Here is a 24,594-nt window from a genome sequence, read left to right on the forward strand (position 1 = left end):
TACCTCTTCGATACCTTCATTGCTGAAGATTACGGAGAATATGGTGCATCCGGGAGGATTCGAACCTCCGACCGCTCGGTTCGTAGCCGAGTACTCTATCCAGCTGAGCTACGGATGCATCGGGAAATTTATTTTACTGCTGATATTGATACCGCCACTAAAGCCATATCAAGTAAGAAAATCCATCTTAACCATCATCACTGATGATTACGGAGAATATGGTGCATCCGGGAGGATTCGAACCTCCGACCGCTCGGTTCGTAGCCGAGTACTCTATCCAGCTGAGCTACGGATGCATCGGGAAATTTATTTTACTGCTGATATTGATACCGCTACTAAAGCCATATCAAGTAAGAGATGGTGCATCCGGGAGGATTCGAACCTCCGACCGCTCGGTTCGTAGCCGAGTACTCTATCCAGCTGAGCTACGGATGCATCGGGAAACTTACTTTACTGCAGATTTTTTGATACCGCTACTAAAGCCGTATCAAGTAAGAGATGGTGCATCCGGGAGGATTACTCGCCTTGCGGCTCGCCCTTCGGGCCGTTGCTAAAGCAACGTTATCCTCCCTGGTGCCTGCGGTTATTACCGCCACCTCTTCCATACCTTCATCGCTGAAAGTACGTAGAATATGGTGCATCCGGGAGGATTCGAACCTCCGACCGCTCGGTTCGTAGCCGAGTACTCTATCCAGCTGAGCTACGGATGCAAATGGCGGTGAGGCGGGGATTCGAACCCCGGATGCAGCTTTTGACCGCATACTCCCTTAGCAGGGGAGCGCCTTCAGCCTCTCGGCCACCTCACCACACGCCTCTTACGAGTGCTTCGAAGAACTTGTTTATCGCTCATCGTCGCTGCGTGGCGCACATATTACTTTCTGAGACTTATAAGTCAAACAATTTTTCCCACACTTTTATCGTTTGCACACTTCACGCTCAATTAGTCTGTAAAAACGTCAAAAAGAGTGTTTTATCAACAGAAAAACGGAGGTCTGTCAGATAGCAGTAATGCAAAAAAATGGAGACTTAAGTTGAATGAACGGGAGTAAAGCGAAAAGACAATGGAGTGAAGAAGAAATTTTGAGGGTGCGTCTCACCGATAAAGATGAGACGCGGAAAGATTAGTAACTGGACTGCTGGGATTTTTCAGCCTGGATACGCTGGTAGATCTCTTCACGGTGAACAGAAACTTCCTTCGGGGCATTTACGCCAATACGTACCTGGTTGCCCTTTACCCCTAAAACTGTCACGGTGACCTCATCCCCAATCATGAGGGTCTCACCAACTCGACGAGTCAGAATCAGCATTCTTTGCTCCTTGAAAGATTAAAAGAGTCGGGTCTCTCTGTATCCCGGCATTATCCATCATATAACGCCAAAAAGTAAGCAATGACAAACACATTACATCTAAGCAGTCATGGCATTACATTCTGTTAAACCTAAGTTTAGCCGATATACACAACTTCAACCTGACTTTATCGTTGTCGATAGCGTTAATGCGAATGCCGTGAAGCGAGTCCACGGCATTGCCTGACGCTTATATTATTGCAATTTCGCGCTGACCCAGCCTTTCACACTGGCTAACGCTGCAGGTAAGGCCGCAGCATCCGTACCACCGGCTTGCGCCATGTCAGGACGTCCACCACCCTTGCCGCCCACCTGCTGAGCGACCATACCAATCAGTTCCCCTGCTTTCACACGATCTGTGACGTCCTTAGATACGCCTGCAATCAGAGAAACCTTACCTTCGGCTACCGTTGCCAGCACGATAATTGTCGACCCCAGCTGATTTTTTAAATCGTCAACCATGGTACGCAACATTTTCGGCTCAACACCGCTAAGCTCGCTAACCAACAGCTTAACACCATTAACATCAATTGCCTTACTGGAAAGATTTGCGCTCTCCTGTGCGGCAGCTTGTTCTTTAAGCTGTTGTAACTCTTTTTCCAGCTGACGCGTACGTTCCAGTACTGAGCGCACTTTATCAGCCAGATTATTGCTATCGCCTTTCAGCAGATGCGCGACTTCGTTTAAGCGATCGCTGTCTGCATGAACGGTGGCGATAGCGCCTTCTCCGGTTACCGCTTCGATACGACGAACGCCTGCAGCAGTACCCGATTCAGAGATGATGCGGAACAGACCAATATCACCAGTGCGACTGGCGTGAGTACCGCCACACAGCTCGGTGGAGAAATCGCCCATGCTCAGCACACGTACACGTTCATCATACTTCTCGCCGAACAGCGCCATCGCACCTTTCGCTTTCGCCGCTTCGAGATCCATGATGTTGGTTTCAATCGGCAAGTTACGGCGAATCTGTGCGTTCACCAGGTCTTCGACCGCACGAATCTCTTCTGGTTTCATCGCTTCGTTGTGTGAGAAGTCGAAGCGCAGCACTTTGTCGTTAACCAGTGAACCTTTCTGCGATACATGAGTACCCAGAACCTGGCGCAGCGCAGCGTGCATCAGGTGCGTTGCGGAGTGATTCAGACGAATACGGGCGCGACGAGCTTCATCAACATCAGCCTGCACCGCGTCGCCCACTTTCAGAGAACCCGCAGCAAGTTTACCGATGTGACCAATCGCCTGGCCGTATTTCTGCGTATCTTCCACCGCAAAGGAGAAGTTAGCGCCTTTCAGTTCGCCTTTATCACCAACCTGACCGCCGGATTCCGCATAGAATGGCGTTTGATCCAGCACGACCACAGCTTCCTGGCCTGCATTGATGGCATCAACCGCTTTACCATCAACAAACAGCGCGGTCACTTTGCCGTTCAGTTCCAGATGGTCATAGCCTTTAAATTCAGATGCACTGTTAACACGGATCATTGCGTTGTAATCGGCACCAAAGCCGCTGGCTTCGCGCGCACGACGACGCTGCTCTTCCATTGCTGCTTCAAATCCAGCTTCGTCAACTTTGATGTTGCGCTCACGACAAACATCAGCCGTCAGGTCAACCGGGAAGCCATAGGTGTCGTACAGACGGAAAGCCGTTTCACCATCCAGCGTATCACCAGAAAGTTTTGCCAGCTCTTCGTCCAGCAGCGCCAGACCGCGCTCCAGAGTACGGGCAAACTGCTCTTCTTCAGTCTTCAGCACCTGCTCAACCTGCGCCTGCTGGCGTTTCAGGTCTTCACCCGCAGAGCCCATTACGTCGATCAGCGGACCAACCAGTTTGTAGAAGAAGGTTTCTTTCGCGCCCAGCATATTGCCGTGACGCACTGCGCGACGAATGATACGACGCAGTACATAACCACGGTTTTCGTTGGACGGCATTACGCCATCCGCGATCAGGAACGCACAAGAACGAATGTGGTCAGCGATTACGCGCAGCGATTTGTTGCTCAAATCGGTCGCGCCAGTGACTTTCGCTACCGCCTGGATCAGCGTACGGAACAGGTCGATGTCATAGTTAGAGTTAACGTGTTGCAGCACCGCAGCAATACGCTCCAGACCCATACCGGTATCTACAGACGGCTTCGGCAGCGGTTCCATCGTGCCATCTGCCTGGCGGTTGAACTGCATGAAGACGATGTTCCAGATCTCAATGTAGCGGTCGCCGTCTTCTTCCGGACTTCCCGGAGGGCCACCCCAAATGTGGTCGCCGTGATCGTAGAAGATTTCGGTGCACGGGCCGCACGGACCAGTGTCACCCATCTGCCAGAAGTTGTCAGATGCGTATGGCGCACCTTTGTTATCGCCGATGCGAATAATACGTTCGCGCGGGATCCCGACTTCTTTTTCCCAGATTTCGTAGGCTTCGTCGTCGCTTTCATAGACGGTAACCCACAGACGCTCTTTCGGCAGGGCAAACCATTTTTCGCTGGTCAGCAGTTCCCATGCAAACTGAATGGCATCGTGTTTGAAATAGTCGCCGAAGCTGAAGTTGCCCAGCATTTCGAAGAAGGTATGGTGACGCGCGGTGTAACCGACGTTTTCCAGGTCGTTGTGTTTACCACCCGCACGCACGCAGCGTTGGGAAGTGGTAGCGCGGGAATAATTACGCTTGTCGAGCCCAAGGAACACATCCTTGAACTGGTTCATCCCGGCGTTGGTAAACAACAAAGTTGGGTCGTTATGGGGTACCAGGGAGCTGCTGGCAACTACCTGATGTCCCTTACTATGGAAAAAGTCGAGAAACGCCTGACGGATCTCAGCGGTGCTCTTGCTCATAATTATCCTGAAATCAAGCTAACGAAATATCGCCACCAGCTCCAGCGTGTCTTAACCGCCGGGCTGGTAACTGAAAAGTGGGAATAAGATAAGTTTTCTTGACTGGGAAGTAAAATACCGTATGCGTTCAGTCGGCAAAATTTCGCCAAATATCCTGGATATCTTCCATCAGATAGCCACGATAGAGCAGAAAACGCTGGATCTTAACTTTTTCTGAAAAGACAGTTGGCAAAGGTTCGCCATATTTTCGCGTCGCCTGATCGCGCGCCAGTGCGCACCAGTCGATGTCACATTCACGCATCGCTTTTTCTGTCGCTTCGCGGGAAATACCTTTCTGATTCAGTTCCTGACGAATACGCGCAGGTCCATAACCTTTGCGGCTACGGCTGGCGATAAAGCGCGCAACAAATCGGCTGTCATCGAGATAGCCATGTTCATGGCACCAGGCGATAACGCGCTCGTAATCTTCTGCCGTGGCATCAATCTCTTCCGGGCCATTTTTGCCCATGATCGGTGCCGCGAGTTTACGTCGCAATTCTTGCTCACTGTGATCGCGCACCGCCAGAATGCGTACCGCACGATCCAACAGGCGAGCATATGCCGGGCGACGGGACGTTGATTCTGTCATGGCATATCCTTACAACTTAAAAAAGCAAAAGGGCCGCAGATGCGACCCTTGTGTATCAAACAAGATGATTAAAAATCTTCGTTAGTTTCTGCTACGCCTTCGCTGTCATCTACAGAGAAATCCGGCGTTGAGTTCGGGTTGCTCAGCAGCAACTCACGTACTTTCTTCTCGATCTCTTTCGCGGTCTCCGGGTTATCTTTCAGCCAGGCAGTCGCATTCGCTTTACCCTGACCGATCTTCTCACCTTTGTAGCTGTACCACGCACCTGCTTTCTCGATCAGCTTCTCTTTCACGCCCAGATCAACCAGTTCGCCATAGAAGTTGATACCTTCGCCGTAGAGGATCTGGAATTCAGCCTGTTTAAACGGCGCAGCGATTTTGTTCTTCACCACTTTCACACGGGTTTCGCTACCCACCACGTTTTCGCCCTCTTTCACCGCGCCGATACGACGGATGTCGAGACGAACAGAGGCGTAGAATTTCAGCGCGTTACCACCGGTAGTGGTTTCCGGGTTACCGAACATCACACCAATTTTCATACGGATCTGGTTGATGAAGATCAGCAGCGTGTTGGACTGCTTCAGGTTACCCGCCAGCTTACGCATCGCCTGGCTCATCATACGTGCCGCAAGGCCCATGTGAGAGTCGCCGATTTCGCCTTCGATTTCCGCTTTCGGCGTCAGTGCCGCCACGGAGTCAACGACGATAACGTCTACTGCGCCAGAACGCGCCAGGGCGTCACAGATTTCCAGTGCCTGCTCGCCAGTGTCCGGCTGGGAGCACAGCAGGTTGTCGATATCGACGCCCAGTTTACGTGCATAGATTGGGTCCAGCGCGTGTTCAGCATCGATAAACGCACAAGTTTTACCTTCGCGCTGGGCTGCGGCGATCACCTGCAACGTCAGCGTGGTTTTACCGGAAGATTCCGGTCCGTAGATTTCGACGATACGGCCCATCGGCAGACCACCTGCCCCAAGCGCGATATCCAGTGAAAGCGAACCGGTAGAGATGGTTTCCACATCCATGGAACGGTCTTCACCCAGGCGCATGATGGAGCCTTTACCAAATTGTTTCTCAATCTGGCCCAGTGCTGCCGCCAACGCTTTCTGTTTGTTTTCGTCGATAGCCATTTTTACTCCTGTCATGCCGGGTAATACCGGATAGTCAATATGTTCTGTTGAAACAATTATACTGTATGCTCATACAGTATCAAGTGTTTTGTAGAAATTGTTGCCACAAGGTCTGCAATGCATACGCAGTAGCCTGACGACGCACCGCATCACGGTCACCGCTGAAGCATTCCCGCCGGGTAATGCCTTCACCGCGGGCAGTGGCAAAAGCAAACCAGACGGTGCCGACAGGCTTCTCTTCACTGCCGCCATCCGGCCCGGCGATACCACTAATAGACACAGCATAATCAGCACGAGCCGCTTTCAGTGCGCCTATCGCCATTTCCACCACGACAGGTTCGCTCACCGCGCCATGCTGCGCCAGCGTCTCTTCGCGTACACCGATCATTTGCGCTTTGGCTTCGTTACTGTAGGTGACAAATCCGCGTTCAAACCAGGCGGAGCTACCGGCAATATCGGTAATCACTTTCGCTACCCAACCACCGGTACAAGACTCAGCAGTTGTTACGGTTGCGCCACGGGCTTTCAGCGCCTGCCCAACCTGTTCGCTTAACTGCATCAGTTCACTGTCAGTCATCACAACCTCTGTCAGTCAAAAATTTATGCCGGACAAGATAGCACTTTCGTCAGGAAGATGGTGTTGGCGTTGCAATTTTACGAGGAGGATTCAGAAAAAAGCTGATTAGCCAGAGGGAAGCTCACGCTCCCCTCTTGCAAATAGTTACTGCACGCGCGCCAGCGCCACGGCTTGTCCTAACTGCCAGACCGCCATTGCGTAATGGGTACTGTGGTTGTAACGGGTGATGGTGTAGAAGTTCGGCAGACCGTACCAGTACTGGTAACCGGTACCGACATCCAGACGCAGCAGGCTGGCTTGTTGATGGTTGCCCAGCGGCTGCTGTGGCGTTAAACCTGCCGCGGCAAGCTGCGAAATGCTGTACTTGGTTTTGAAGCCATTTGGCAAGCCTGGAGCCTGACCGTTTGCCATCACCGCAACCTGATCACCTTTCACCCAGCCGTGCGCTTTGAAATAGTTCGCCACACTACCAATGGCATCAACCGGATCCCACAGGTTGATATGCCCGTCGCCGCTGAAATCTACCGCATATTGTTTGTAAGACGACGGCATAAACTGTCCGTAGCCCATCGCCCCGGCAAAGGAACCTTTCAGATTGAGCGGATCGTCCTGCTCGTCGCGCGCCATCAGCAGGAAGGTTTCCAGCTCGCCAGAGAAATACTCCGCGCGGCGTGGGTAGTTAAATGACAGCGTTGCCAGCGCATCGAGGATACGGGTTTTCCCCATCACGCGCCCCCAGCGGGTTTCAACGCCGATAATCCCGACGATAATTTCCGGCGGTACACCATACACCTGCCACGCGCGATTCAACGCATCTTCATACTGATTCCAGAAAACCACACCGTTCTGCACGTTGTCCGGCGTAATAAATTTTTTGCGATAACGCAGCCATGCGCCGTTCGGACCTGATGGCGGTTTCACCGATGTGGTTGGTGCCTGGTTATCCATCAGCCGAAGTACCGAATCCAGACGTTTCGCCTGGGAGAGAATTTCCTGCAACTGCTGACGATCGAAACCGTGTTTGTTCACCATTTTGTCGATGAACTGCTGGGCATTCGGGTTATTAGCGAAATCGCCACCCATCTGCATCACATTGTGCTGCGGCTCAAGCAGGAAGCCGCCAGACGGCGTTCCGGTGGTCGTTTCAGTCTCAGTAGGTTTTGGCTTGCTGCTACAGGCGGCAAGCAACACAAAAAGGGGAAGCAATGTTACATAACGACGCTTGAACATGAGGGGTCCATTTAACAGATTCAACCAGGGGCAAGTATGGTAAAGCATCACGCCCCGCACAAGGAAGCGGTAGTCACTGCCCGATACGGACTTTACATAACTCAACTCATTCTCCTCGCTATCCTTTTATTGAAACTTTCAAGTTAAAATATTTATCTTTCATTTTGCGATCAAAATAACACTTTTAAATCTTTCAATCTGATTAGATTAGGTTGCCGTTTGGTAATAAAACAATAAATCCTGAAGGAGAGAACAATGATAGAAACCATTACTCATGGTGCAGAGTGGTTTATCGGGCTGTTCCAAAAGGGCGGAGAGGTGTTTACCGGGATGGTGACCGGCATTCTTCCGCTGTTGATTAGCCTGCTGGTTATCATGAACGCACTGATTAATTTTATCGGTCAGCATCGTATTGAACGTTTTGCTCAACGTTGCACCGGTAACCCTGTTTCCCGTTACCTGCTGTTACCGTGCATTGGCACGTTTGTCTTTTGCAATCCGATGACCTTAAGCCTGGGTCGCTTTATGCCGGAAAAGTACAAACCCAGCTACTACGCGGCCGCCTCTTATAGCTGCCACTCAATGAATGGCCTCTTCCCCCATATCAACCCAGGCGAACTGTTTGTTTATCTTGGCATTGCCAGCGGTCTGACAACACTGAACCTGCCACTTGGCCCACTGGCGGTGAGTTATCTGCTGGTTGGTCTTGTCACCAACTTCTTCCGCGGCTGGGTGACCGATCTGACCACCGCCATTTTTGAGAAAAAGATGGGTATTCAACTTGAACAAAAAGTTCACCTGGCAGGAGCAACATCATGACGCGTATTCGGATCGAAAAAGGAACGGGTGGCTGGGGCGGCCCGCTTGAGCTGGAAGCCACGCCGGGCAAAAAAATCGTCTATATCACCGCCGGTACCCGGCCTGCGATTGTTGACAAACTGGCACAGCTTACTGGCTGGCAGGCTATTGACGGATTTAAAGAAGGTGAACCCGCGGAGGCGGAAATTGGTGTCGCGGTAATCGACTGTGGCGGCACATTACGCTGCGGCATTTATCCGAAACGGCGTATTCCCACCATTAATATCCACTCGACGGGCAAGTCCGGTCCACTGGCGCAGTACATTGTGGAAGATATTTATGTCTCTGGCGTAAAAGAAGAAAACATCACTGTAGTGGGTGATGCGACACCACAACCCTCTTCCGTGGGCCGTGACTATGACACCAGCAAGAAAATCACCGAACAAAGCGATGGTTTACTGGCGAAGGTGGGAATGGGTATGGGTTCTGCCGTTGCCGTGTTGTTTCAATCTGGTCGTGACACCATCGACACTGTATTAAAAACCATTCTGCCGTTTATGGCGTTCGTCTCGGCGCTTATCGGCATCATTATGGCTTCCGGTCTTGGCGACTGGATTGCCCACGGTCTTGCTCCGCTGGCGAGCCATCCACTGGGTCTGGTCATGCTGGCGCTCATCTGCTCCTTCCCGCTGCTTTCACCTTTCCTCGGCCCAGGCGCAGTTATCGCACAGGTTATCGGCGTATTGATTGGCGTGCAGATTGGCCTCGGCAATATTCCGCCGCATCTGGCTTTACCTGCACTGTTTGCCATCAACGCGCAGGCGGCCTGCGACTTCATCCCGGTCGGTTTGTCGCTGGCGGAAGCCCGTCAGGACACGGTTCGCGTCGGTGTCCCTTCTGTACTGGTGAGCCGCTTTTTAACCGGCGCGCCGACTGTACTGATCGCCTGGTTTGTCTCCGGTTTTATCTATCAATAGAGGCTGAAACATGACCGTTATTTATCAGACCACCATCACCCGTATCGGCGCGAGTGCCACTGACGCCCTCAGCGACCAGATGCTCATCACCTTTCGTGAAGGCGCGCCTGCGGATCTCGAAGAGTATTGCTTCATTCATTGCCACGGCGAGTTGAAAGGTGCACTCCATCCCGGTTTGCAATTTACGCTCGGGCAGCATCGCTATCCGGTGACCGCCGTTGGCAGTGTGGCGGAAGACAACCTTCGCGAACTGGGTCATGTCACCCTGCGCTTCGATGGTTTAAACGAAGCGGAATTTCCGGGCACTGTCCATGTGGCAGGCCCTGTACCCGACGATATCGCGCCGGGATCGGTTTTGATGTTTGAATCTGTTAAGGAGTAAAAAATGAATCAGGTTGCCGTTGTCATCGGTGGTGGGCAAACCTTAGGCGCGTTCCTGTGCCACGGTCTGGCTGCCGAGGGGTATCGCGTCGCGGTTGTCGATATTCAGAGCGACAAAGCCGCAAATGTGGCACAAGAAATTAACGCCGAATATGGTGAAGGAACAGCGTATGGTTTTGGTGCTGACGCCACCAGCGAGCAAAGCGTTCTGGCGCTCTCTCGTGGGGTAGATGAAATCTTTGGTCGCGTGGATTTGCTGGTCTACAGCGCCGGAATTGCAAAAGCAGCCTTTATCAGCGACTTCCAGCTCGGCGATTTTGACCGTTCGCTACAAGTGAATCTGGTGGGTTATTTCCTGTGTGCCCGTGAATTTTCGCGTTTGATGATCCGCGACGGGATTCAGGGGCGCATTATTCAGATCAACTCGAAATCCGGCAAAGTGGGCAGCAAACACAACTCTGGTTATAGCGCCGCGAAATTTGGTGGCGTCGGGCTGACTCAATCACTGGCGCTGGATCTGGCGGAGTACGGCATTACGGTGCATTCACTGATGCTCGGTAATCTGCTGAAATCGCCGATGTTTCAGTCGCTATTGCCACAATATGCGACCAAGCTGGGTATCAAACCGGATCAAGTCGAGCAGTATTACATCGACAAAGTACCGCTCAAACGCGGCTGCGATTATCAGGATGTGCTGAATATGCTGCTGTTCTACGCCAGTCCTAAGGCGTCGTACTGCACTGGTCAGTCGATCAATGTCACCGGCGGTCAGGTGATGTTCTGATTAACAGCGGAGATCCGTTAAGGATCTCCGCGAGACTAATAAAATGCCTGATGCGCTACGCTCATCAGGCATACAGGACTTCCGCCACTACATTAAGGAAAAGTTATGGTATCCGCACTCATCACCGTCGCCGTTATCGCCTGGTGTGCGCAACTGGCCTTAGGCGGTTGGCAAATTTCTCGTTTTAACCGTGCCTTCGACACACTATGCCAGCAAGGGCGGGTTGGCGTGGGCCGTTCCAGCGGGCGCTTTAAACCGCGGGTCGTGGTCGCCATCGCCCTGGACGATCAGCAACGCATCGTCGACACCTTGTTTATGAAAGGACTGACCGTCTTCGCCCGACCACAAAAAATTCCCGCAATTACCGGTATGTATGCGGGTGATTTACAGCCCGATGTGATCTTTCCCCATGATCCACTATCACAGAATGCTCTATCATTGGCGCTTAAACTAAAACGTGGATAATTTCGTTGTGAATGTTACTTGCTTGCGAAGTTATCATTTTGAAACCTAAATCAGGTAATCACGCCCATGAAACCTCGTCAGCGTCAGGCCGCCATTCTGGAGTATCTGCAAAAGCAGGGTAAATGCTCGGTTGAAGAATTGGCGCAATACTTTGACACCACAGGCACAACCATTCGCAAAGATCTGGTCATTCTGGAACATGCCGGAACCGTCATTCGTACTTATGGCGGAGTGGTGTTGAATAAAGAGGAATCCGATCCGCCTATCGATCATAAAACACTCATCAACACCCACAAGAAAGAGCTGATTGCAGAAGCTGCCGTTAGTTTTATCCATGATGGCGATTCGATCATTCTTGATGCTGGCAGTACCGTTTTGCAGATGGTTCCCCTGCTCTCGCGCTTTAATAACATCACAGTGATGACCAACAGCCTGCATATCGTCAATGCGCTATCCGAACTGGATAACGAACAAACTATCCTGATGCCAGGCGGAACATTTCGTAAAAAATCGGCCTCATTTCACGGGCAACTGGCAGAGAATGCCTTCGAGCATTTCACCTTCGATAAATTGTTTATGGGCACCGACGGCATCGATCTCAATGCGGGCGTAACCACGTTCAACGAGGTTTATACCGTCAGTAAGGCAATGTGCAATGCCGCGCGCGAAGTGATTTTGATGGCAGACTCATCAAAGTTTGGCCGTAAAAGCCCCAACGTAGTTTGCAGTCTTGAAAGCGTCGATAAGCTAATTACCGACGCAGGTATCGATCCAGCGTTTCGTCAGGCGCTGGAAAAGAAAGGGATCGATGTGATCATAACCGGAGAGAGCAATGAGTGAAGCACTACTGAACGCGGGACGTCAGACTTTAATGCTGGAGTTGCAGGAAGCAAGCCGTTTACCGGAACGTCTGGGCGATGATTTTGTTCGCGCCGCCAATATCATCCTGCACTGCGAAGGCAAAGTGGTGGTTTCGGGAATTGGCAAATCGGGCCACATTGGTAAGAAAATCGCCGCAACGCTTGCCAGTACCGGCACACCGGCTTTTTTTGTCCATCCGGCAGAGGCACTGCACGGCGATCTGGGGATGATCGAAAGCCGCGATGTGATGCTGTTTATCTCTTACTCCGGTGGCGCGAAGGAACTGGATCTGATTATTCCGCGTCTGGAAGATAAATCTATCGCACTGCTGGCGATGACCGGCAAACCGACGTCACCGCTGGGCCTGGCGGCGAAAGCGGTGCTGGATATCTCCGTAGAACGCGAAGCCTGTCCGATGCACCTTGCGCCGACCTCCAGCACCGTCAATACCCTGATGATGGGTGACGCGCTGGCGATGGCGGTCATGCAGGCGCGCGGATTTAATGAAGAAGATTTTGCCCGCTCCCACCCTGCTGGAGCATTGGGTGCTCGCTTGCTGAATAAAGTGCATCATCTGATGCGCCGTGATGACGCTATCCCGCAGGTAGCGTTAACCGCCAGCGTGATGGATGCGATGCTGGAACTCAGCCGCACTGGTCTGGGGCTGGTGGCGGTATGTGACGCTCAACAACAGGTACAAGGCGTCTTTACCGACGGCGATTTACGTCGCTGGCTGGTTGGCGGCGGCGCACTCACCACGCCAGTTAATGAAGCGATGACGACAGGCGGCACCACATTACAGGCGCAAAGCCGTGCCATCGACGCCAAAGAGATCCTGATGAAGCGCAAAATCACTGCCGCACCGGTGGTGGATGAAAACGGCAAACTCACCGGCGCAATTAACTTGCAGGATTTCTATCAGGCCGGGATTATTTAATCCTTCAATCCCAGACGTTTCGCCAGCCGATGCAGGTTGGCGACGTCGGTTTCCAGCATCCGCGCACAGGCAGCCCAGTTGTGATGATTTTGTGCCAGTGCCTGACGAATAGTTTCACGCTGGAACGCTTCTGTCGCTTCACGCAGGTTTTGCTTAACAACGGGCACCGCCGCCGCTTCTGGCGGCGGCAACGTCACCTCAGGAAAAGCAAAATGTTGCGCCTCAAGAATCACTTCATCGCCGCTGCGAGTGGCTCTCGACAGTACTACCGCCCGATGAATAGCATGTTCCAGTTCGCGCACGTTTCCCGGAAAACTGTAGTGTTGCAGTAAATTTCGCGCCCCGGCACTTAATACCACGCGGGAGAGCCCCAGCCGCAAACGACACTGCTCGCAGAAATACCCCGCCAGCAGAATGACATCATCGCCCCGCTCACGCAGCGGCGGCACCGAAAGTGGAAACACGCTCAGGCGATGAAACAAATCGGCGCGGAATCGCCCTGCCAGTACCTCTTCGCGTAAGTCGCGGTTAGTCGCCGCCAGCACGCGCACATCGACCCGCAAACTGCGGTCATCGCCAACACGCTGAATATCGCCATACTGCAACACTCGCAGCAACTTGGCCTGCAATGCCAACGACAACTCGCCGATCTCATCCAGAAACAGCGTGCCGTTATCCGCCATTTCAAACTTCCCGCTGCGGTTACTCATAGCGCCAGTAAACGCCCCTTTCACATGCCCGAACAGTTCACTTTCCGCCACACTTTCCGGCAGTGCGGCACAGTTGAGATAGACCAGCGGATTCACCGCCCTTGGCGAGGTTTCATGAATCGCTTTCGCCACCAGCTCCTTACCGGTTCCCGTCTCACCGCTGATTAAGACGTTGAGATCGGACGCCGCCACAATCTCAATCTCTTTTTTCAATTGCGTCATGCCAGGGGACAAGCCAATCATCTGCGTCTGTTTCACCGCTTCAAACGGCGTGGCATCGCCTGGCAGCATATTCTGGCTTTCCAGTTGCTCAATCAGCAACGCATTGCTTAACGCTCCCGCCGCCAGTGCGGCAATCAGCCGTAGCTCTTCGTCGCTGAAAACATCGAACTGATCGGGCTGCATCCCGTCGAGCGTCAAGGCACCGATCAGGTTTTGCCCGGCAAACAACGGCAAACCAACGCAGGCGTGAACCTTCAGACTCTCCTGCCCTGGAATCAAACCGTCATAAGGATCGGGCAATTCGCTGTCTGCGGGAAAGCGCACCACATCCCCGGCGCGGGCAATCGCTTCCAGCCGTGGATGACCTTCCAGCGCAAAGCGTCTACCGAGTACATCCTTCGCCAGCCCGTCGATGGCAAGCGGAATAAACTGCCGCGAGTCGTAACGTAGCAACGCAGACGCATCGCACTCCAGCACCTGACGCAACGTGGTGATCAGGCGCTGAAAACGATCCTGATGACCAATCCCACGCTGCAATTCGATGGCGATATTCGCCAGCACATCAACGGAAAAACTCATCTTTGCCTCACTGTCAATTTGACTATAGATATTGTCATATCGACCATTTTATTGATAGTCATTTTGACTACTCATTAATGAGCACAATTTTATTTATAGAGTAAAAACAATCAGATAAAAAACTGGCACGCAATCTGCAGTTAGCAAGACATCTTTTTAGAACACGCTGAATAAATTGAGGTTGCTATGTCTATTGTGGTGAAGAATAACATTCATTGGGTTGGTCAACGTGACTGGGAAGTGCGTGATTTTCACGGTACAGAATATAAAACGCTGCGCGGCAGCAGCTACAACAGCTACCTCATCCGCGAAGAAAAAAACGTGCTGATCGACACCGTCGACCATAAATTCAGCCGTGAATTTGTGCAGAACCTGCGTAATGAAATCGATCTGGCGGATATCGATTACATCGTAATTAACCATGCTGAAGAGGACCACGCCGGGGCGCTGACCGAACTGATGGCACAAATTCCCGATACGCCGATCTACTGTACTGCCAACGCTATCGACTCGATAAATGGTCATCACCATCATCCGGAGTGGAATTTTAATGTGGTGAAAACAGGCGACACGCTGGATATCGGCAACGGCAAACAGCTCATTTTTGTCGAAACGCCAATGCTGCACTGGCCGGACAGCATGATGACTTACCTGACAGGCGACGCGGTGCTGTTCAGTAACGATGCTTTCGGTCAGCACTACTGCGACGAGCATCTGTTCAACGATGAAGTGGATCAGACGGAGCTTTTCGAGCAGTGCCAGCGTTACTACGCCAATATCCTGACGCCGTTCAGCCGCCTGGTAACGCCGAAAATTACCGAGATCCTGGGCTTTAACTTGCCAGTCGATATGATAGCGACCTCTCACGGCGTGGTATGGCGCGATAACCCGACGCAAATTGTCGAGCTGTACCTGAAATGGGCGGCGGATTATCAGGAAGACAGAATCACCATTTTCTACGACACCATGTCGAATAACACCCGCATGATGGCTGACGCTATCGCCCAGGGTATTGCGGAAACCGACCCACGCGTGGCGGTAAAAATTTTCAACGTCGCCCGAAGCGATAAAAACGAAATCCTGACCAATGTCTTCCGCTCAAAAGGCGTGCTGGTCGGCACTTCGACGATGAATAACGTGATGATGCCAAAAATCGCCGGGCTGGTGGAGGAGATGACTGGTTTACGCTTCCGTAACAAACGCGCCAGTGCTTTCGGCTCTCACGGCTGGAGCGGCGGTGCGGTGGATCGTCTTTCCACACGCCTGCAGGATGCAGGTTTCGAAATGTCGCTTAGCCTGAAAGCCAAATGGCGACCGGACCAGGACGCTCTGGAGTTATGCCGTGAACACGGTCGCGAAATCGCCCGTCAGTGGGCGCTCGCGCCGCTGCCGCAGAGCACGGTGAATACGGTAGTTAAAGAAGAAACCTCTGCCACCACGACGGCTGACCTCGGCCCACGGATGCAGTGCAGCGTCTGCCAGTGGATTTACGATCCGGCAAAAGGCGAGCCAATGCAGGACGTTGCGCCAGGAACGCCGTGGAGTGAAGTCCCGGATAACTTCCTGTGCCCGGAATGCTCCCTTGGAAAAGACGTCTTTGACGAACTGGCATCGGAGGCAAAATGAGCAACGGCATTGTGATCATTGGTTCGGGCTTCGCCGCCCGCCAACTGGTGAAAAATATTCGCAAACAGGACGCCAGTATTCCATTAACCCTGATTGCCGCCGACAGCATGGATGAGTACAACAAACCGGATCTCAGCCATGTTATCAGCCAGGGGCAACGTGCCGATGACCTTACCCGCCAGACGGCGGGTGAATTTGCCGAGCAGTTTAATCTGCACCTGTTTCCGCACACCTGGGTGACGGATATCGATGCCGAAGCCCATGTGGTGAAAAGCCAGAATAATCAGTGGCAATACGACAAGCTGGTGCTGGCAACTGGTGCCAGTGCCTTTGTCCCGCCAGTGCCTGGGCGTGAGTTAATGCTGACGTTAAATAGTCAGCAAGAGTATCGCGCCTGTGAAACGCAACTGCGGGATGCCCGACGCGTGTTGATTGTCGGCGGTGGTTTGATTGGTAGCGAACTGGCGATGGATTTTTGTCGTGCAGGCAAAGCGGTCACGCTAATCGACAACGCTGCCAGTATTCTGGCATCGTTAATGCCACCGGAAGTAAGCAGCCGCTTGCAGCATCGGTTGACGGAGATGGATGTTCATCTGCAGTTGAAATCTCAGTTGCAGGGACTAGAAAAAACAGATTCTGGCATTCTGGCAACGCTGGACCGCCAGCGCAGCATCGAAGTGGATGCGGTAATTGCCGCCACCGGGCTGCGCCCGGAAACCGCCCTGGCACGACGCGCAGGGCTGACGATTAATCGCGGCGTTTGCGTCGATAGTTATCTGCAAACCAGTAATGCCGATATTTATGCGCTGGGCGATTGCGCGGAAATTAACGGTCAGGTATTGCCGTTCCTGCAACCGATTCAACTTAGCGCGATGGTGCTGGCAAAAAATCTTCTCGGCAATAACACGCCGCTGAAACTCCCGTCGATGCTGGTGAAAATCAAAACGCCGGAATTACCGCTGCATCTGGCAGGCGAAACCCAGCGTCGGGATTTACGCTGGCAGATAAATACCGAACGCCAGGGAATGGTGGCGCGCGGTGTTGATGATGCCGACCAGCTTCGCGCCTTTGTGGTCAGTGAGGATCGGATGAAAGAGGCGTTTGGATTGTTGAAAACGTTGCCGGTGTAGGCATGGTTTTCTCCCTCGCCCAAAGGGCGAGGGGACTGTCCGCGCTCTATTTACGCTTAGTTACGCCACATCCACCACTATGCAGTATGCAGGATGCGCGCCGCAGCAATAACCCCCTGCCCCAGAGACAAGCCGCCATCACCCGCCGGTAAACTCTGTGGAAAGAGCAATGTGAAATCAGCGAGATAATGCGCCAGACGTGCACGCAGCAATCGGTTATGAATAACCCCACCGCTAAATACCAGCGTAGTGATACCGCGCATCGTGGCCTGCTCACGCATCAACGCGGCAAAACCCTGCGCCAGCGCATCATGAAACGCCCACGCGCGTTGATTAACCGGTGCCTGCCAGTTCAGCCACTGCTGCCAGAAAGTGGCGAGATCCAGTTGATTGTCCACCAGCGGCATCGTCACCGGATGCGTCACTCCGTCACATGAGGCTGCGAGCGCCTCCAGAGCACAAGCCGCTTCACCTTCATAACTTAACGTGGCTGGCGCACAGCCCAGTGCCGCCGCCACAGCATCAAACAAACGCCCACACGACGACGCCAGCGGCGCGTTAATTCCACGCTCAATGGCCCGCGCCAGCACGCTCCAGTTTTGCTGTTGCACACTTGCCGTTTCAGGGTAATTCTGCCACTCCGGCACAAAGCGCAGGCACTGCGCCAGCAGGTTACGCCACGGCTGCTTCGCCGCCAAATCGCCCCCAGCAAGCGCCACCGCTGGCAAGCCGCCCAGGTGCTGGCATTCGCGATAGTTCACCCGCAGGCACTCGCCGCCCCATAAAGCGCCGTTCTCCCCCATACCGATACCGTCGAGCGTCAACGCAATGACATCACCGCCATCCAGCGGCCAGTGATGTTCTGCCAGACACGCCGCTGCGTGGGCATGATGATGCAGCACCGTTTGTGTCGGCAGATTCATTTCGCTCGCCCACTGGCTGGAGACATAGCCCGGATGCGCGTCATGCACAACGTATTGCGGGGTGAAATCGTAGATGTTTTGCATCAGGCGTAACGCTTCGCGCCACTGCATCTGGATGCCATCGTCACTTAAATCGCCCAGATGCTGACTCAACACCGCTTGTTCACCGCGCACCAGGCAGAAGGTATTTTTCAGATCCGCGCCGAGACACAGCACAGGCGGAACATTTTTAAAGCCCGGAGGCAAAGACAGCGCGTCCGGTACATACCCTCGCGAACGGCGCAGCATTTCGCCGCTTTCGCGCACCACTGAATCATCCATCCGCTGCACGATGTCGCGGTTATGTAGCAAGAATCCGTCGGCAATGCCCTGCAAATCCGCCAGCGCCTGTTCGTTGCTGATAGCCGGTGGTTTACCGCTCAGGTTGCCGGAGGTCATCACCAGCGGGCATTGCAGTTCCTGTAACAGCAAATGCTGGAGCGGGTTCGCAGGCAACATTACCCCGACTTCGTTAAGGCCAGGGGCGATATCATCACAAAGCTCAGGTACGTATTTTTTATCCACCAGCACAATCGGCGCGGCGGGCGTGGTAAGCAACTGGCGCGCAGCGTCTGGTAAACCTTCTGCCACTGGCAACATGACCGCCAGCGGTTTCGCCGGGCGATGTTTGCGCGCCCGAAGTGTCGCCACCGCGTTACTGTTACGCGCATCGCAGGCGAGATGAAATCCGCCAATCCCTTTGATGGCGACAATGTTGCCCATTTTTAACTGTGCGATAGCCGCCTGTAATGCCGCCTCTTGTTCTGCATGTTCACCATGACTTACCCATTCAAGATGTGGGCCACACTCCGGGCAGGCCACCGGCTGGGCGTGGAAGCGACGATCGAGCGGGTCGCGATATTCTTTGTCACAGGCCGGACACAGCGGAAACGCCGCCATCACGGTAAACGGGCGGTCGTAAGGCATCGCGCGAATAATGGTGAAACGTGGGCCGCAGTGGGTACAGTTGATAAACGGATAACGATAACGCCGCTCGCCCGGGGTATTCATTTCAGCAAGACAGGCAGGACAAGTCGCGGCATCGGGAACAATTTGCGTATTCATGACGCCGCCTGTGCTCTGACGGATAGTGAACTCGGTGGGCAGTTGTGACCAGATAAACGGCTCACGCTCGACGCTATCAATACGCGCCAGCGGCGGGCAGTGCTGATGCAACTGCACAAGAAACGTTTCCGGGTCTTCCAGCAGCCGGACTTCTACGCCATCGCCGTCATTACAGACATCGCCGTGAAGATTTAATTGCTGTGCCAGCTGCCAGACAAACGGACGAAAACCGACGCCCTGCACTTTGCCACGAATACGCAGTTGGACACCGCAAGATGTGTTTTTTGCCATTGAGTTATTCCCGCCATCATGAATTGCGTAACCCGCCCTGCCGGACACGACAGCGTCGTATCCGGCAATCACAGGTCGGCGATACCGCCCGCTCCGTATTCTACGAATATTTCCGGGAATTCCTTTGATGCCAGAACAGTTCAGTAAGATTTTTAGAACATCAGCGCCGTACGGCGACGTTTTTCTGCGCTCAGTTGTTCAAGTTTATTACGATCGACACAAATCAGCGCATGAGTCGGGCAAGCCGCCATACACGCCGGGCCGTCTTCACGATGGTTGCACAGGTCACATTTATTGGCTTCGGCTTTGTCAGCCCGTACATTCAGCCCCGCGCCGCTGTTGCGAATCACCGGACGTACCACCACTTCCATCGCGCCATACGGGCAAGCCACAACGCAGGTTTTGCAACCAATACAACGTTCCTGCATCACATGAACAAACCCTTTATCACGACTGATAGCACCATTCGGGCAGACGTTAGCGCACGGTGCATCTTCACACTGACGGCAAACTGTCGCCGTGGAAATGTTCACACCTTTAATGACATGGATACGCGGTAAAAATGTTTCCGGGGTCAGCGATGCACAGTCCTGATTTTCCTGATGAGAAACCACGCACGCCACTTCACAGGTACGGCAACCAATACATTTACTCGCGTCAGCAATGATGAAACGGTTCATCAAATTCTCCAGCAATGACAGTTAATGCGCCGATACATTCACAAATCATGCCAGTTTTTAATTTACTGTTATTTAAGGAAATTAAATTCTGTAATGCAGGAAAAACGATGTCATCGACACTAGTGACGATGACATGTGATGACAATGTTTATTGCGAAAGGGCAATGAGTGAGTCACGGCGGATCAGTTTTCCGCTGAAGGTTTTCGGCGGTGAGAAATCCCCGCCATCGAGCATAAAAATCAGCCGTCCAATAATTTCCTGAATCATCTCAGTTACCGGAATTTTTACGCTGGAGAGCGCCGGAACGGTGTAGGGGGCAATAGCGATATCATCGAATCCGATAACTGACACCTGCTCTGGCACCGCTACGCCGCGCTCGTGTAACGCTTTCATCGCACCTATCGCCATATCGTCGTTACTGGCAACTAACGCGCTAAATTTAGCCCCACGTTCGAGCAACATTTCTACCCCTTCGGCCCCGCTGGCAGGCGTCCATTTACCGTTAGCGATAAGTTTTTCATTGAGCGCAATACCATGCTGCGCCAGCGCGTCTTTATACCCGGCAAGACGTTCAACGCTGGTGGGGGAATCCATCGAACCGGTAAGGAAAGCAATCTCCTGATGTCCGGCGTTTATCAACTCTGCCACGGCGTTAAAGCTGGTCTGTTTATGATCGCACCAGACGCTATGGCTGCTGTTTTTGCGCAGGCGGCGATTAAGCACCATTATCGGCTGACTGTGTGCGTCAATGATGTCATCAATCTCATCCACGCTTAAAAAACGCGGGTAAATCATAATGGCGTCGCAGCGCAAATCCAGCAGATACTGAATCGCCTGGCGCTCTTCTTCGGCGCTATGTTTACCATCTGCCAATAGCAACTGTCGCCCTTTCTCTTCCGCCATTCGCGCGGCATGAAACAGTAATTCACTAAAATAAATGCCGTGGTAAAGCGTGTTGGTCACGACCAGCCCCAGCGTCTGAGTACTCTTCGCCGACAGATTGCGCGCCAGCAAGTTTGGACGGTAACCGCTCTCTTCTACCGCCTGAAACACGCGATCTTTAGTCTCCTGGCTGACGTAGCCATTACCTGAAAGCACGCGGGAAACGGTCGCTTTTGAAACCCCGGCGCGCTTCGCCACTTCCAGCATCGTCGTCATCATTTTCATCCCTTTACACGCAATCAACGCAGTGTACTGCACCGTTTGCCGATTGTCCTTGCGCAATCGGCGGGAAAAATATTCAGGTGACCGGTTTCACAAATATAAAAAATGAACAATTAACTCTCTTGCTTATTTAGTGACAACTATTCATGATTTTGTGAAACCGGTTTCATAATTCCGTTTCAGCATCGGCATTTTTCCGTCACGTCGACTGATAACAACTACATCTACCCTACTGATAACAGGATAAAATCCGATGGCCAAAAATTATGCGGCGCTGGCACGCTCGGTGATAGCGGCACTGGGCGGCGTTGATAACATCTCGGCAGTCACGCACTGTATGACGCGTTTGCGCTTTGTTATCAAAGATGACCAGCTTATCGACAGTCCGACGTTGAAAACCATCCCCGGCGTGCTCGGCGTGGTACGTAGTGACAACCAGTGTCAGGTGATTATCGGCAATACCGTTTCACAAGCCTTTCAGGAAGTCGTCAGCCTGCTGCCGGGAGATATGCAGCCCGCACAGCCCGTGGGTAAACCCAAACTTACGCTACGTCGCATAGGTGCGGGGATCCTCGATGCGCTGATCGGCACCATGTCACCGCTGATCCCGGCGATTATCGGCGGATCGATGGTCAAACTGCTGGCGATGATCCTCGAGATGAGCGGCGTGCTGACAAAAGGATCGCCGACCTTAACCATTCTGAATGTGATTGGTGACGGTGCTTTCTTCTTCCTGCCGCTAATGGTCGCGGCATCTGCCGCCATCAAATTTAAAACCAATATGTCGCTGGCGATTGCCATCGCGGGTGTGCTGGTACATCCGAGTTTTATTGAATTAATGGCGAAAGCGGCCCAGGGTGAACATGTCGAATTTGCCCTGATCCCGGTCACCGCGGTGAAATACACCTACACGGTGATCCCGGCGCTGGTGATGACCTGGTGCCTGTCATATATCGAACGCTGGGTGGATCGCATTACACCGGCGGTGACTAAAAACTTCCTCAAGCCAATGCTGATTGTGTTGATTGCCGCACCGCTGGCAATCCTGCTGATTGGCCCGATTGGTATCTGGATCGGTAGCGCCATTTCGGCGCTGGTTTACACCATTCATGGTTATCTGGGCTGGCTTTCAGTCGCCATTATGGGCGCGCTGTGGCCTCTGCTGGTAATGACCGGGATGCACCGCGTCTTTACGCCAACCATCATTCAGACCATTGCCGAAACCGGCAAAGAAGGGATGGTCATGCCGTCAGAGATCGGCGCTAACCTGTCGCTGGGCGGTTCATCACTGGCGGTGGCGTGGAAAACGAAAAACCCGGAACTGCGCCAGACGGCGCTCGCAGCGGCGGCATCAGCCATTATGGCGGGGATTTCCGAACCGGCGTTATATGGCGTGGCGATCCGCCTGAAACGTCCGCTTATCGCCAGTCTTATCAGTGGTTTTATTTGCGGCGCGGTTGCCGGTATGGCGGGGCTTGCCAGCCACTCAATGGCAGCGCCGGGGCTATTTACCAGCGTGCAGTTCTTCGATCCGGCGAATCCAATGAGCATCGTCTGGGTGTTCGCGGTCATGGCGCTGGCGGTGGTGCTGTCGTTTATCCTCACACTGTTGCTCGGCTTTGAGGATATTCCTGTTGAGGAAGCGGCTGCCGAGGCGCGAAAGCATCAGAGCGCACAACCGACCGTCGCCAAAGAAGTAAGTCTTAATTGAGGATGAAAATGTCAGTATTTCCAGAAGGTTTTTTATGGGGCGGCGCGCTTGCCGCCAACCAGTCTGAAGGTGCGTTCCGCGAAGGCGGCAAAGGACTGACCACGGTCGATATGATCCCGCACGGCGAGCATCGAATGGCGGTGAAACTGGGGCTGGAAAAACGTTTTCAGTTGCGCGATGACGAGTTTTATCCCAGCCATGAGGCGACGGATTTTTATCATCGTTATAAAGAAGATATCGCCCTGATGGCAGAGATGGGATTCAAAGTGTTCCGTACCTCAATTGCCTGGAGCCGCCTCTTCCCGCAGGGCGATGAACTGACGCCCAACCAGCAGGGCATTGCTTTTTACCGTTCTGTCTTTGAAGAGTGTAAAAAGTACGGTATCGAACCGCTGGTCACGTTGTGCCACTTCGATGTGCCGATGCATCTGGTCACCGAATATGGCTCCTGGCGTAACCGCAAGCTGGTGGAGTTTTTCAGCCGCTACGCCCGGACCTGCTTTGAAGCATTTGATGGCCTGGTGAAATACTGGCTCACCTTCAATGAAATCAACATTATGTTGCATAGCCCGTTCTCCGGCGCGGGTCTGGTGTTTGAAGAAGGCGAAAATCAGGATCAGGTGAAATATCAGGCTGCGCATCACCAGCTGGTTGCCAGTGCGCTAGCCACCAAAATCGCCCATGAGGTTAACCCGCAAAATCAGGTGGGCTGTATGCTGGCGGGCGGCAACTTCTACCCTTATAGCTGCAAGCCGGAAGATGTCTGGGCGGCGCTGGAGAAAGACCGGGAAAACCTGTTTTTTATCGATGTGCAGGCGCGGGGCGCGTATCCGGCTTACTCTGCCCGCGTATTCCGCGAAAAAGGGGTAACCATCAACAAAGCACCGGGCGATGATGAAATCCTGAAAAACACCGTCGATTTTGTCTCCTTCAGCTATTACGCCTCGCGCTGCGCCTCGGCGGAGATGAACGCCAACAACAGCAGTGCGGCGAACGTGGTGAAATCGCTGCGTAACCCGTATCTACAGGTAAGCGACTGGGGCTGGGGTATTGATCCACTCGGTCTGCGTATCACCATGAATATGATGTACGACCGTTATCAGAAGCCGCTGTTTCTGGTGGAAAACGGCCTGGGCGCAAAAGATGAATTTGCTGCCAATGGTGACATTAACGATGACTATCGCATCAGCTATTTACGCGAACATATCCGCGCAATGGGCGAAGCGATTGCAGACGGTATTCCGCTGATGGGCTACACCACCTGGGGCTGTATTGATTTAGTTTCCGCCTCAACGGGTGAAATGAGCAAACGCTACGGTTTTGTCTACGTAGACCGTGACGACGCAGGCAACGGTACGCTGGCGCGCACGCGTAAGAAATCATTCTGGTGGTATAAAAAAGTGATTGCCAGTAACGGTGAAGATTTAGAGTAAGCAACCGTGCCGGATGCGGCGTGAATGCCTTATCCGGCCTACATAGTTCGTGCGACATGTAGGCCCGATAAGCATTGCGC

General features: G+C 53.0%; 21 protein-coding genes and 5 tRNA genes. 11 read left to right on the forward strand and 15 right to left on the reverse strand.

All coding sequences use genetic code 11. The annotated features are described in order from the left end of the window. Window positions 1-41: 41 nt before the first annotated feature. From ACJHXB_RS00335 to mltB, 11 genes are all read right to left on the reverse strand, one after another. A tRNA-Arg gene (locus ACJHXB_RS00335) sits at window positions 42-118 on the reverse strand. A 101-nt stretch (window positions 119-219) separates the two neighbouring features. Further along, window positions 220-296, reverse strand: a tRNA-Arg gene (locus tag ACJHXB_RS00340). Between the two features lie 62 nt (window positions 297-358). Continuing rightward, window positions 359-435: transfer RNA gene (locus ACJHXB_RS00345), tRNA-Arg, on the reverse strand. Window positions 436-633: 198 nt separating this feature from the next. Next, a tRNA-Arg gene (locus ACJHXB_RS00350) sits at window positions 634-710 on the reverse strand. Window positions 711-713: 3 nt separating this feature from the next. Continuing rightward, window positions 714-806, reverse strand: a tRNA-Ser gene (locus tag ACJHXB_RS00355). Between the two features lie 315 nt (window positions 807-1,121). Beyond that, a complete protein-coding gene (csrA, locus tag ACJHXB_RS00360; RefSeq protein WP_000906486.1) occupies window positions 1,122-1,307 on the reverse strand; it encodes a carbon storage regulator CsrA in 186 nt (61 codons plus the stop codon). Window positions 1,308-1,541: 234 nt separating this feature from the next. Further along, window positions 1,542-4,172 carry an alanine--tRNA ligase gene (alaS, locus tag ACJHXB_RS00365; protein ID WP_000047205.1) on the reverse strand — a complete coding sequence of 877 codons (2,631 nt, stop codon included), beginning with the start codon at window positions 4,170-4,172 and terminating at the stop codon, window positions 1,542-1,544. A 127-nt stretch (window positions 4,173-4,299) separates the two neighbouring features. Next, window positions 4,300-4,800, reverse strand: coding sequence for a recombination regulator RecX (gene recX, locus ACJHXB_RS00370; RefSeq protein WP_000140506.1), 501 nt, complete (start codon window positions 4,798-4,800; stop codon window positions 4,300-4,302). Between the two features lie 68 nt (window positions 4,801-4,868). Next, entirely contained in the window at window positions 4,869-5,930 is a 1,062-nt protein-coding gene (gene recA, locus ACJHXB_RS00375) for a recombinase RecA (protein WP_000963143.1), read from the reverse strand. A 79-nt stretch (window positions 5,931-6,009) separates the two neighbouring features. Continuing rightward, the gene (pncC, locus tag ACJHXB_RS00380; RefSeq protein ID WP_000132231.1) at window positions 6,010-6,507 is read right to left on the reverse strand and encodes a nicotinamide-nucleotide amidase; all 498 of its coding nucleotides are present in this window, start codon (window positions 6,505-6,507) and stop codon (window positions 6,010-6,012) included. A gap of 144 nt (window positions 6,508-6,651) precedes the next feature. Next, a complete protein-coding gene (gene mltB / locus ACJHXB_RS00385; protein ID WP_001328874.1) occupies window positions 6,652-7,737 on the reverse strand; it encodes a lytic murein transglycosylase B in 1,086 nt (361 codons plus the stop codon). Between the two features lie 255 nt (window positions 7,738-7,992). Between mltB and srlA the strand changes: the two genes are divergently transcribed. The 7 genes from srlA (at window position 7,993) to gutQ (ending at window position 12,940) form a co-directional block, all read left to right on the forward strand. Beyond that, entirely contained in the window at window positions 7,993-8,556 is a 564-nt protein-coding gene (gene srlA / locus ACJHXB_RS00390) for a PTS glucitol/sorbitol transporter subunit IIC (protein WP_000573329.1), read from the forward strand. Next, complete coding sequence (gene srlE / locus ACJHXB_RS00395; RefSeq protein WP_000196934.1) at window positions 8,553-9,512, forward strand: PTS glucitol/sorbitol transporter subunit IIB; 960 nt, start codon at window positions 8,553-8,555, stop codon at window positions 9,510-9,512. The genes srlA and srlE overlap by 4 nt, the downstream gene beginning before the upstream one ends. A gap of 10 nt (window positions 9,513-9,522) precedes the next feature. Then, window positions 9,523-9,894, forward strand: coding sequence for a PTS glucitol/sorbitol transporter subunit IIA (srlB, locus tag ACJHXB_RS00400; RefSeq protein ID WP_000216211.1), 372 nt, complete (start codon window positions 9,523-9,525; stop codon window positions 9,892-9,894). A 3-nt stretch (window positions 9,895-9,897) separates the two neighbouring features. Then, window positions 9,898-10,677 (forward strand): sorbitol-6-phosphate dehydrogenase, encoded by a 780-nt coding sequence (gene srlD / locus ACJHXB_RS00405; RefSeq protein WP_001077351.1) that lies wholly within the window; start codon window positions 9,898-9,900, stop codon window positions 10,675-10,677. Window positions 10,678-10,782: 105 nt separating this feature from the next. Further along, window positions 10,783-11,142 (forward strand): transcriptional regulator GutM, encoded by a 360-nt coding sequence (gutM, locus tag ACJHXB_RS00410; protein WP_000252914.1) that lies wholly within the window; start codon window positions 10,783-10,785, stop codon window positions 11,140-11,142. A 66-nt stretch (window positions 11,143-11,208) separates the two neighbouring features. Further along, window positions 11,209-11,982, forward strand: a complete 774-nt coding sequence (srlR, locus tag ACJHXB_RS00415) for a glucitol operon DNA-binding transcriptional repressor SrlR (RefSeq protein ID WP_000804552.1) — start codon at window positions 11,209-11,211, stop codon at window positions 11,980-11,982. After that, the gene (gutQ, locus tag ACJHXB_RS00420) at window positions 11,975-12,940 is read left to right on the forward strand and encodes an arabinose-5-phosphate isomerase GutQ (RefSeq protein ID WP_001287415.1); all 966 of its coding nucleotides are present in this window, start codon (window positions 11,975-11,977) and stop codon (window positions 12,938-12,940) included. The genes srlR and gutQ overlap by 8 nt, the downstream gene beginning before the upstream one ends. Here gutQ and norR read toward each other — a convergent pair. After that, a complete protein-coding gene (norR, locus tag ACJHXB_RS00425; protein WP_000010755.1) occupies window positions 12,937-14,451 on the reverse strand; it encodes a nitric oxide reductase transcriptional regulator NorR in 1,515 nt (504 codons plus the stop codon). The two genes, gutQ and norR, sit on opposite strands and share 4 nt — an antisense overlap. Before the next feature lie 186 nt (window positions 14,452-14,637). On the opposite strand from norR, the gene norV reads away from it, so the two are divergent. Together norV and norW are read left to right on the forward strand one after the other, a co-directional pair. Continuing rightward, on the forward strand, window positions 14,638-16,077 hold the full coding sequence (norV, locus tag ACJHXB_RS00430; protein WP_000029622.1) for an anaerobic nitric oxide reductase flavorubredoxin: 1,440 nt from the start codon (window positions 14,638-14,640) through the stop codon (window positions 16,075-16,077). Next, a complete protein-coding gene (gene norW, locus ACJHXB_RS00435) occupies window positions 16,074-17,207 on the forward strand; it encodes an NADH:flavorubredoxin reductase NorW (protein ID WP_000064698.1) in 1,134 nt (377 codons plus the stop codon). The genes norV and norW overlap by 4 nt, the downstream gene beginning before the upstream one ends. Window positions 17,208-17,284: 77 nt before the next feature. Here norW and hypF read toward each other — a convergent pair whose 3' ends face one another. The 3 genes from hypF to ascG form a co-directional block, all read right to left on the reverse strand. Continuing rightward, on the reverse strand, window positions 17,285-19,525 hold the full coding sequence (hypF, locus tag ACJHXB_RS00440) for a carbamoyltransferase HypF (protein ID WP_001107670.1): 2,241 nt from the start codon (window positions 19,523-19,525) through the stop codon (window positions 17,285-17,287). 152 nt (window positions 19,526-19,677) lie between these two features. Beyond that, window positions 19,678-20,205, reverse strand: a complete 528-nt coding sequence (gene hydN, locus ACJHXB_RS00445) for an electron transport protein HydN (protein WP_001078777.1) — start codon at window positions 20,203-20,205, stop codon at window positions 19,678-19,680. Window positions 20,206-20,353: 148 nt separating this feature from the next. Continuing rightward, on the reverse strand, window positions 20,354-21,364 hold the full coding sequence (ascG, locus tag ACJHXB_RS00450) for a DNA-binding transcriptional regulator AscG (RefSeq protein ID WP_024185229.1): 1,011 nt from the start codon (window positions 21,362-21,364) through the stop codon (window positions 20,354-20,356). A gap of 259 nt (window positions 21,365-21,623) precedes the next feature. On the opposite strand from ascG, the gene ascF reads away from it, so the two are divergent. Together ascF and ascB are read left to right on the forward strand one after the other, a co-directional pair. Continuing rightward, on the forward strand, window positions 21,624-23,081 hold the full coding sequence (gene ascF / locus ACJHXB_RS00455; RefSeq protein ID WP_001107857.1) for a PTS cellobiose/arbutin/salicin transporter subunit IIBC: 1,458 nt from the start codon (window positions 21,624-21,626) through the stop codon (window positions 23,079-23,081). An 8-nt stretch (window positions 23,082-23,089) separates the two neighbouring features. Next, complete coding sequence (gene ascB, locus ACJHXB_RS00460; protein WP_000110333.1) at window positions 23,090-24,514, forward strand: 6-phospho-beta-glucosidase AscB; 1,425 nt, start codon at window positions 23,090-23,092, stop codon at window positions 24,512-24,514. The last annotated feature ends 80 nt before the right edge of the window (window positions 24,515-24,594 follow it).

Origin of the sequence: Escherichia sp. WS3227_2, from assembly GCF_046486495.1 — a bacterium.
Taxonomy (GTDB): Bacteria; Pseudomonadota; Gammaproteobacteria; order Enterobacterales; family Enterobacteriaceae; genus Escherichia; species Escherichia coli.

Bases quoted from the DNA above. Each gene is read 5' to 3' on its own strand.
- csrA (WP_000906486.1), bottom strand. From the start codon at position 1,307: ATGCTGATTCTGACTCGTCGAGTTGGTGAGACCCTCATGATTGGGGAT.
- alaS (WP_000047205.1), bottom strand. From the start codon at position 4,172: ATGAGCAAGAGCACCGCTGAGATCCGTCAGGCGTTTCTCGACTTTTTC.
- recX (WP_000140506.1), bottom strand. From the start codon at position 4,800: ATGACAGAATCAACGTCCCGTCGCCCGGCATATGCTCGCCTGTTGGAT.
- recA (WP_000963143.1), bottom strand. From the start codon at position 5,930: ATGGCTATCGACGAAAACAAACAGAAAGCGTTGGCGGCAGCACTGGGC.
- pncC (WP_000132231.1), bottom strand. From the start codon at position 6,507: ATGACTGACAGTGAACTGATGCAGTTAAGCGAACAGGTTGGGCAGGCG.
- mltB (WP_001328874.1), bottom strand. From the start codon at position 7,737: ATGTTCAAGCGTCGTTATGTAACATTGCTTCCCCTTTTTGTGTTGCTT.
- srlA (WP_000573329.1), top strand. From the start codon at position 7,993: ATGATAGAAACCATTACTCATGGTGCAGAGTGGTTTATCGGGCTGTTC.
- srlE (WP_000196934.1), top strand. From the start codon at position 8,553: ATGACGCGTATTCGGATCGAAAAAGGAACGGGTGGCTGGGGCGGCCCG.
- srlB (WP_000216211.1), top strand. From the start codon at position 9,523: ATGACCGTTATTTATCAGACCACCATCACCCGTATCGGCGCGAGTGCC.
- srlD (WP_001077351.1), top strand. From the start codon at position 9,898: ATGAATCAGGTTGCCGTTGTCATCGGTGGTGGGCAAACCTTAGGCGCG.
- gutM (WP_000252914.1), top strand. From the start codon at position 10,783: ATGGTATCCGCACTCATCACCGTCGCCGTTATCGCCTGGTGTGCGCAA.
- srlR (WP_000804552.1), top strand. From the start codon at position 11,209: ATGAAACCTCGTCAGCGTCAGGCCGCCATTCTGGAGTATCTGCAAAAG.
- gutQ (WP_001287415.1), top strand. From the start codon at position 11,975: ATGAGTGAAGCACTACTGAACGCGGGACGTCAGACTTTAATGCTGGAG.
- norR (WP_000010755.1), bottom strand. From the start codon at position 14,451: ATGAGTTTTTCCGTTGATGTGCTGGCGAATATCGCCATCGAATTGCAG.
- norV (WP_000029622.1), top strand. From the start codon at position 14,638: ATGTCTATTGTGGTGAAGAATAACATTCATTGGGTTGGTCAACGTGAC.
- norW (WP_000064698.1), top strand. From the start codon at position 16,074: ATGAGCAACGGCATTGTGATCATTGGTTCGGGCTTCGCCGCCCGCCAA.
- hypF (WP_001107670.1), bottom strand. From the start codon at position 19,525: ATGGCAAAAAACACATCTTGCGGTGTCCAACTGCGTATTCGTGGCAAA.
- hydN (WP_001078777.1), bottom strand. From the start codon at position 20,205: ATGAACCGTTTCATCATTGCTGACGCGAGTAAATGTATTGGTTGCCGT.
- ascG (WP_024185229.1), bottom strand. From the start codon at position 21,364: ATGACGACGATGCTGGAAGTGGCGAAGCGCGCCGGGGTTTCAAAAGCG.
- ascF (WP_001107857.1), top strand. From the start codon at position 21,624: ATGGCCAAAAATTATGCGGCGCTGGCACGCTCGGTGATAGCGGCACTG.
- ascB (WP_000110333.1), top strand. From the start codon at position 23,090: ATGTCAGTATTTCCAGAAGGTTTTTTATGGGGCGGCGCGCTTGCCGCC.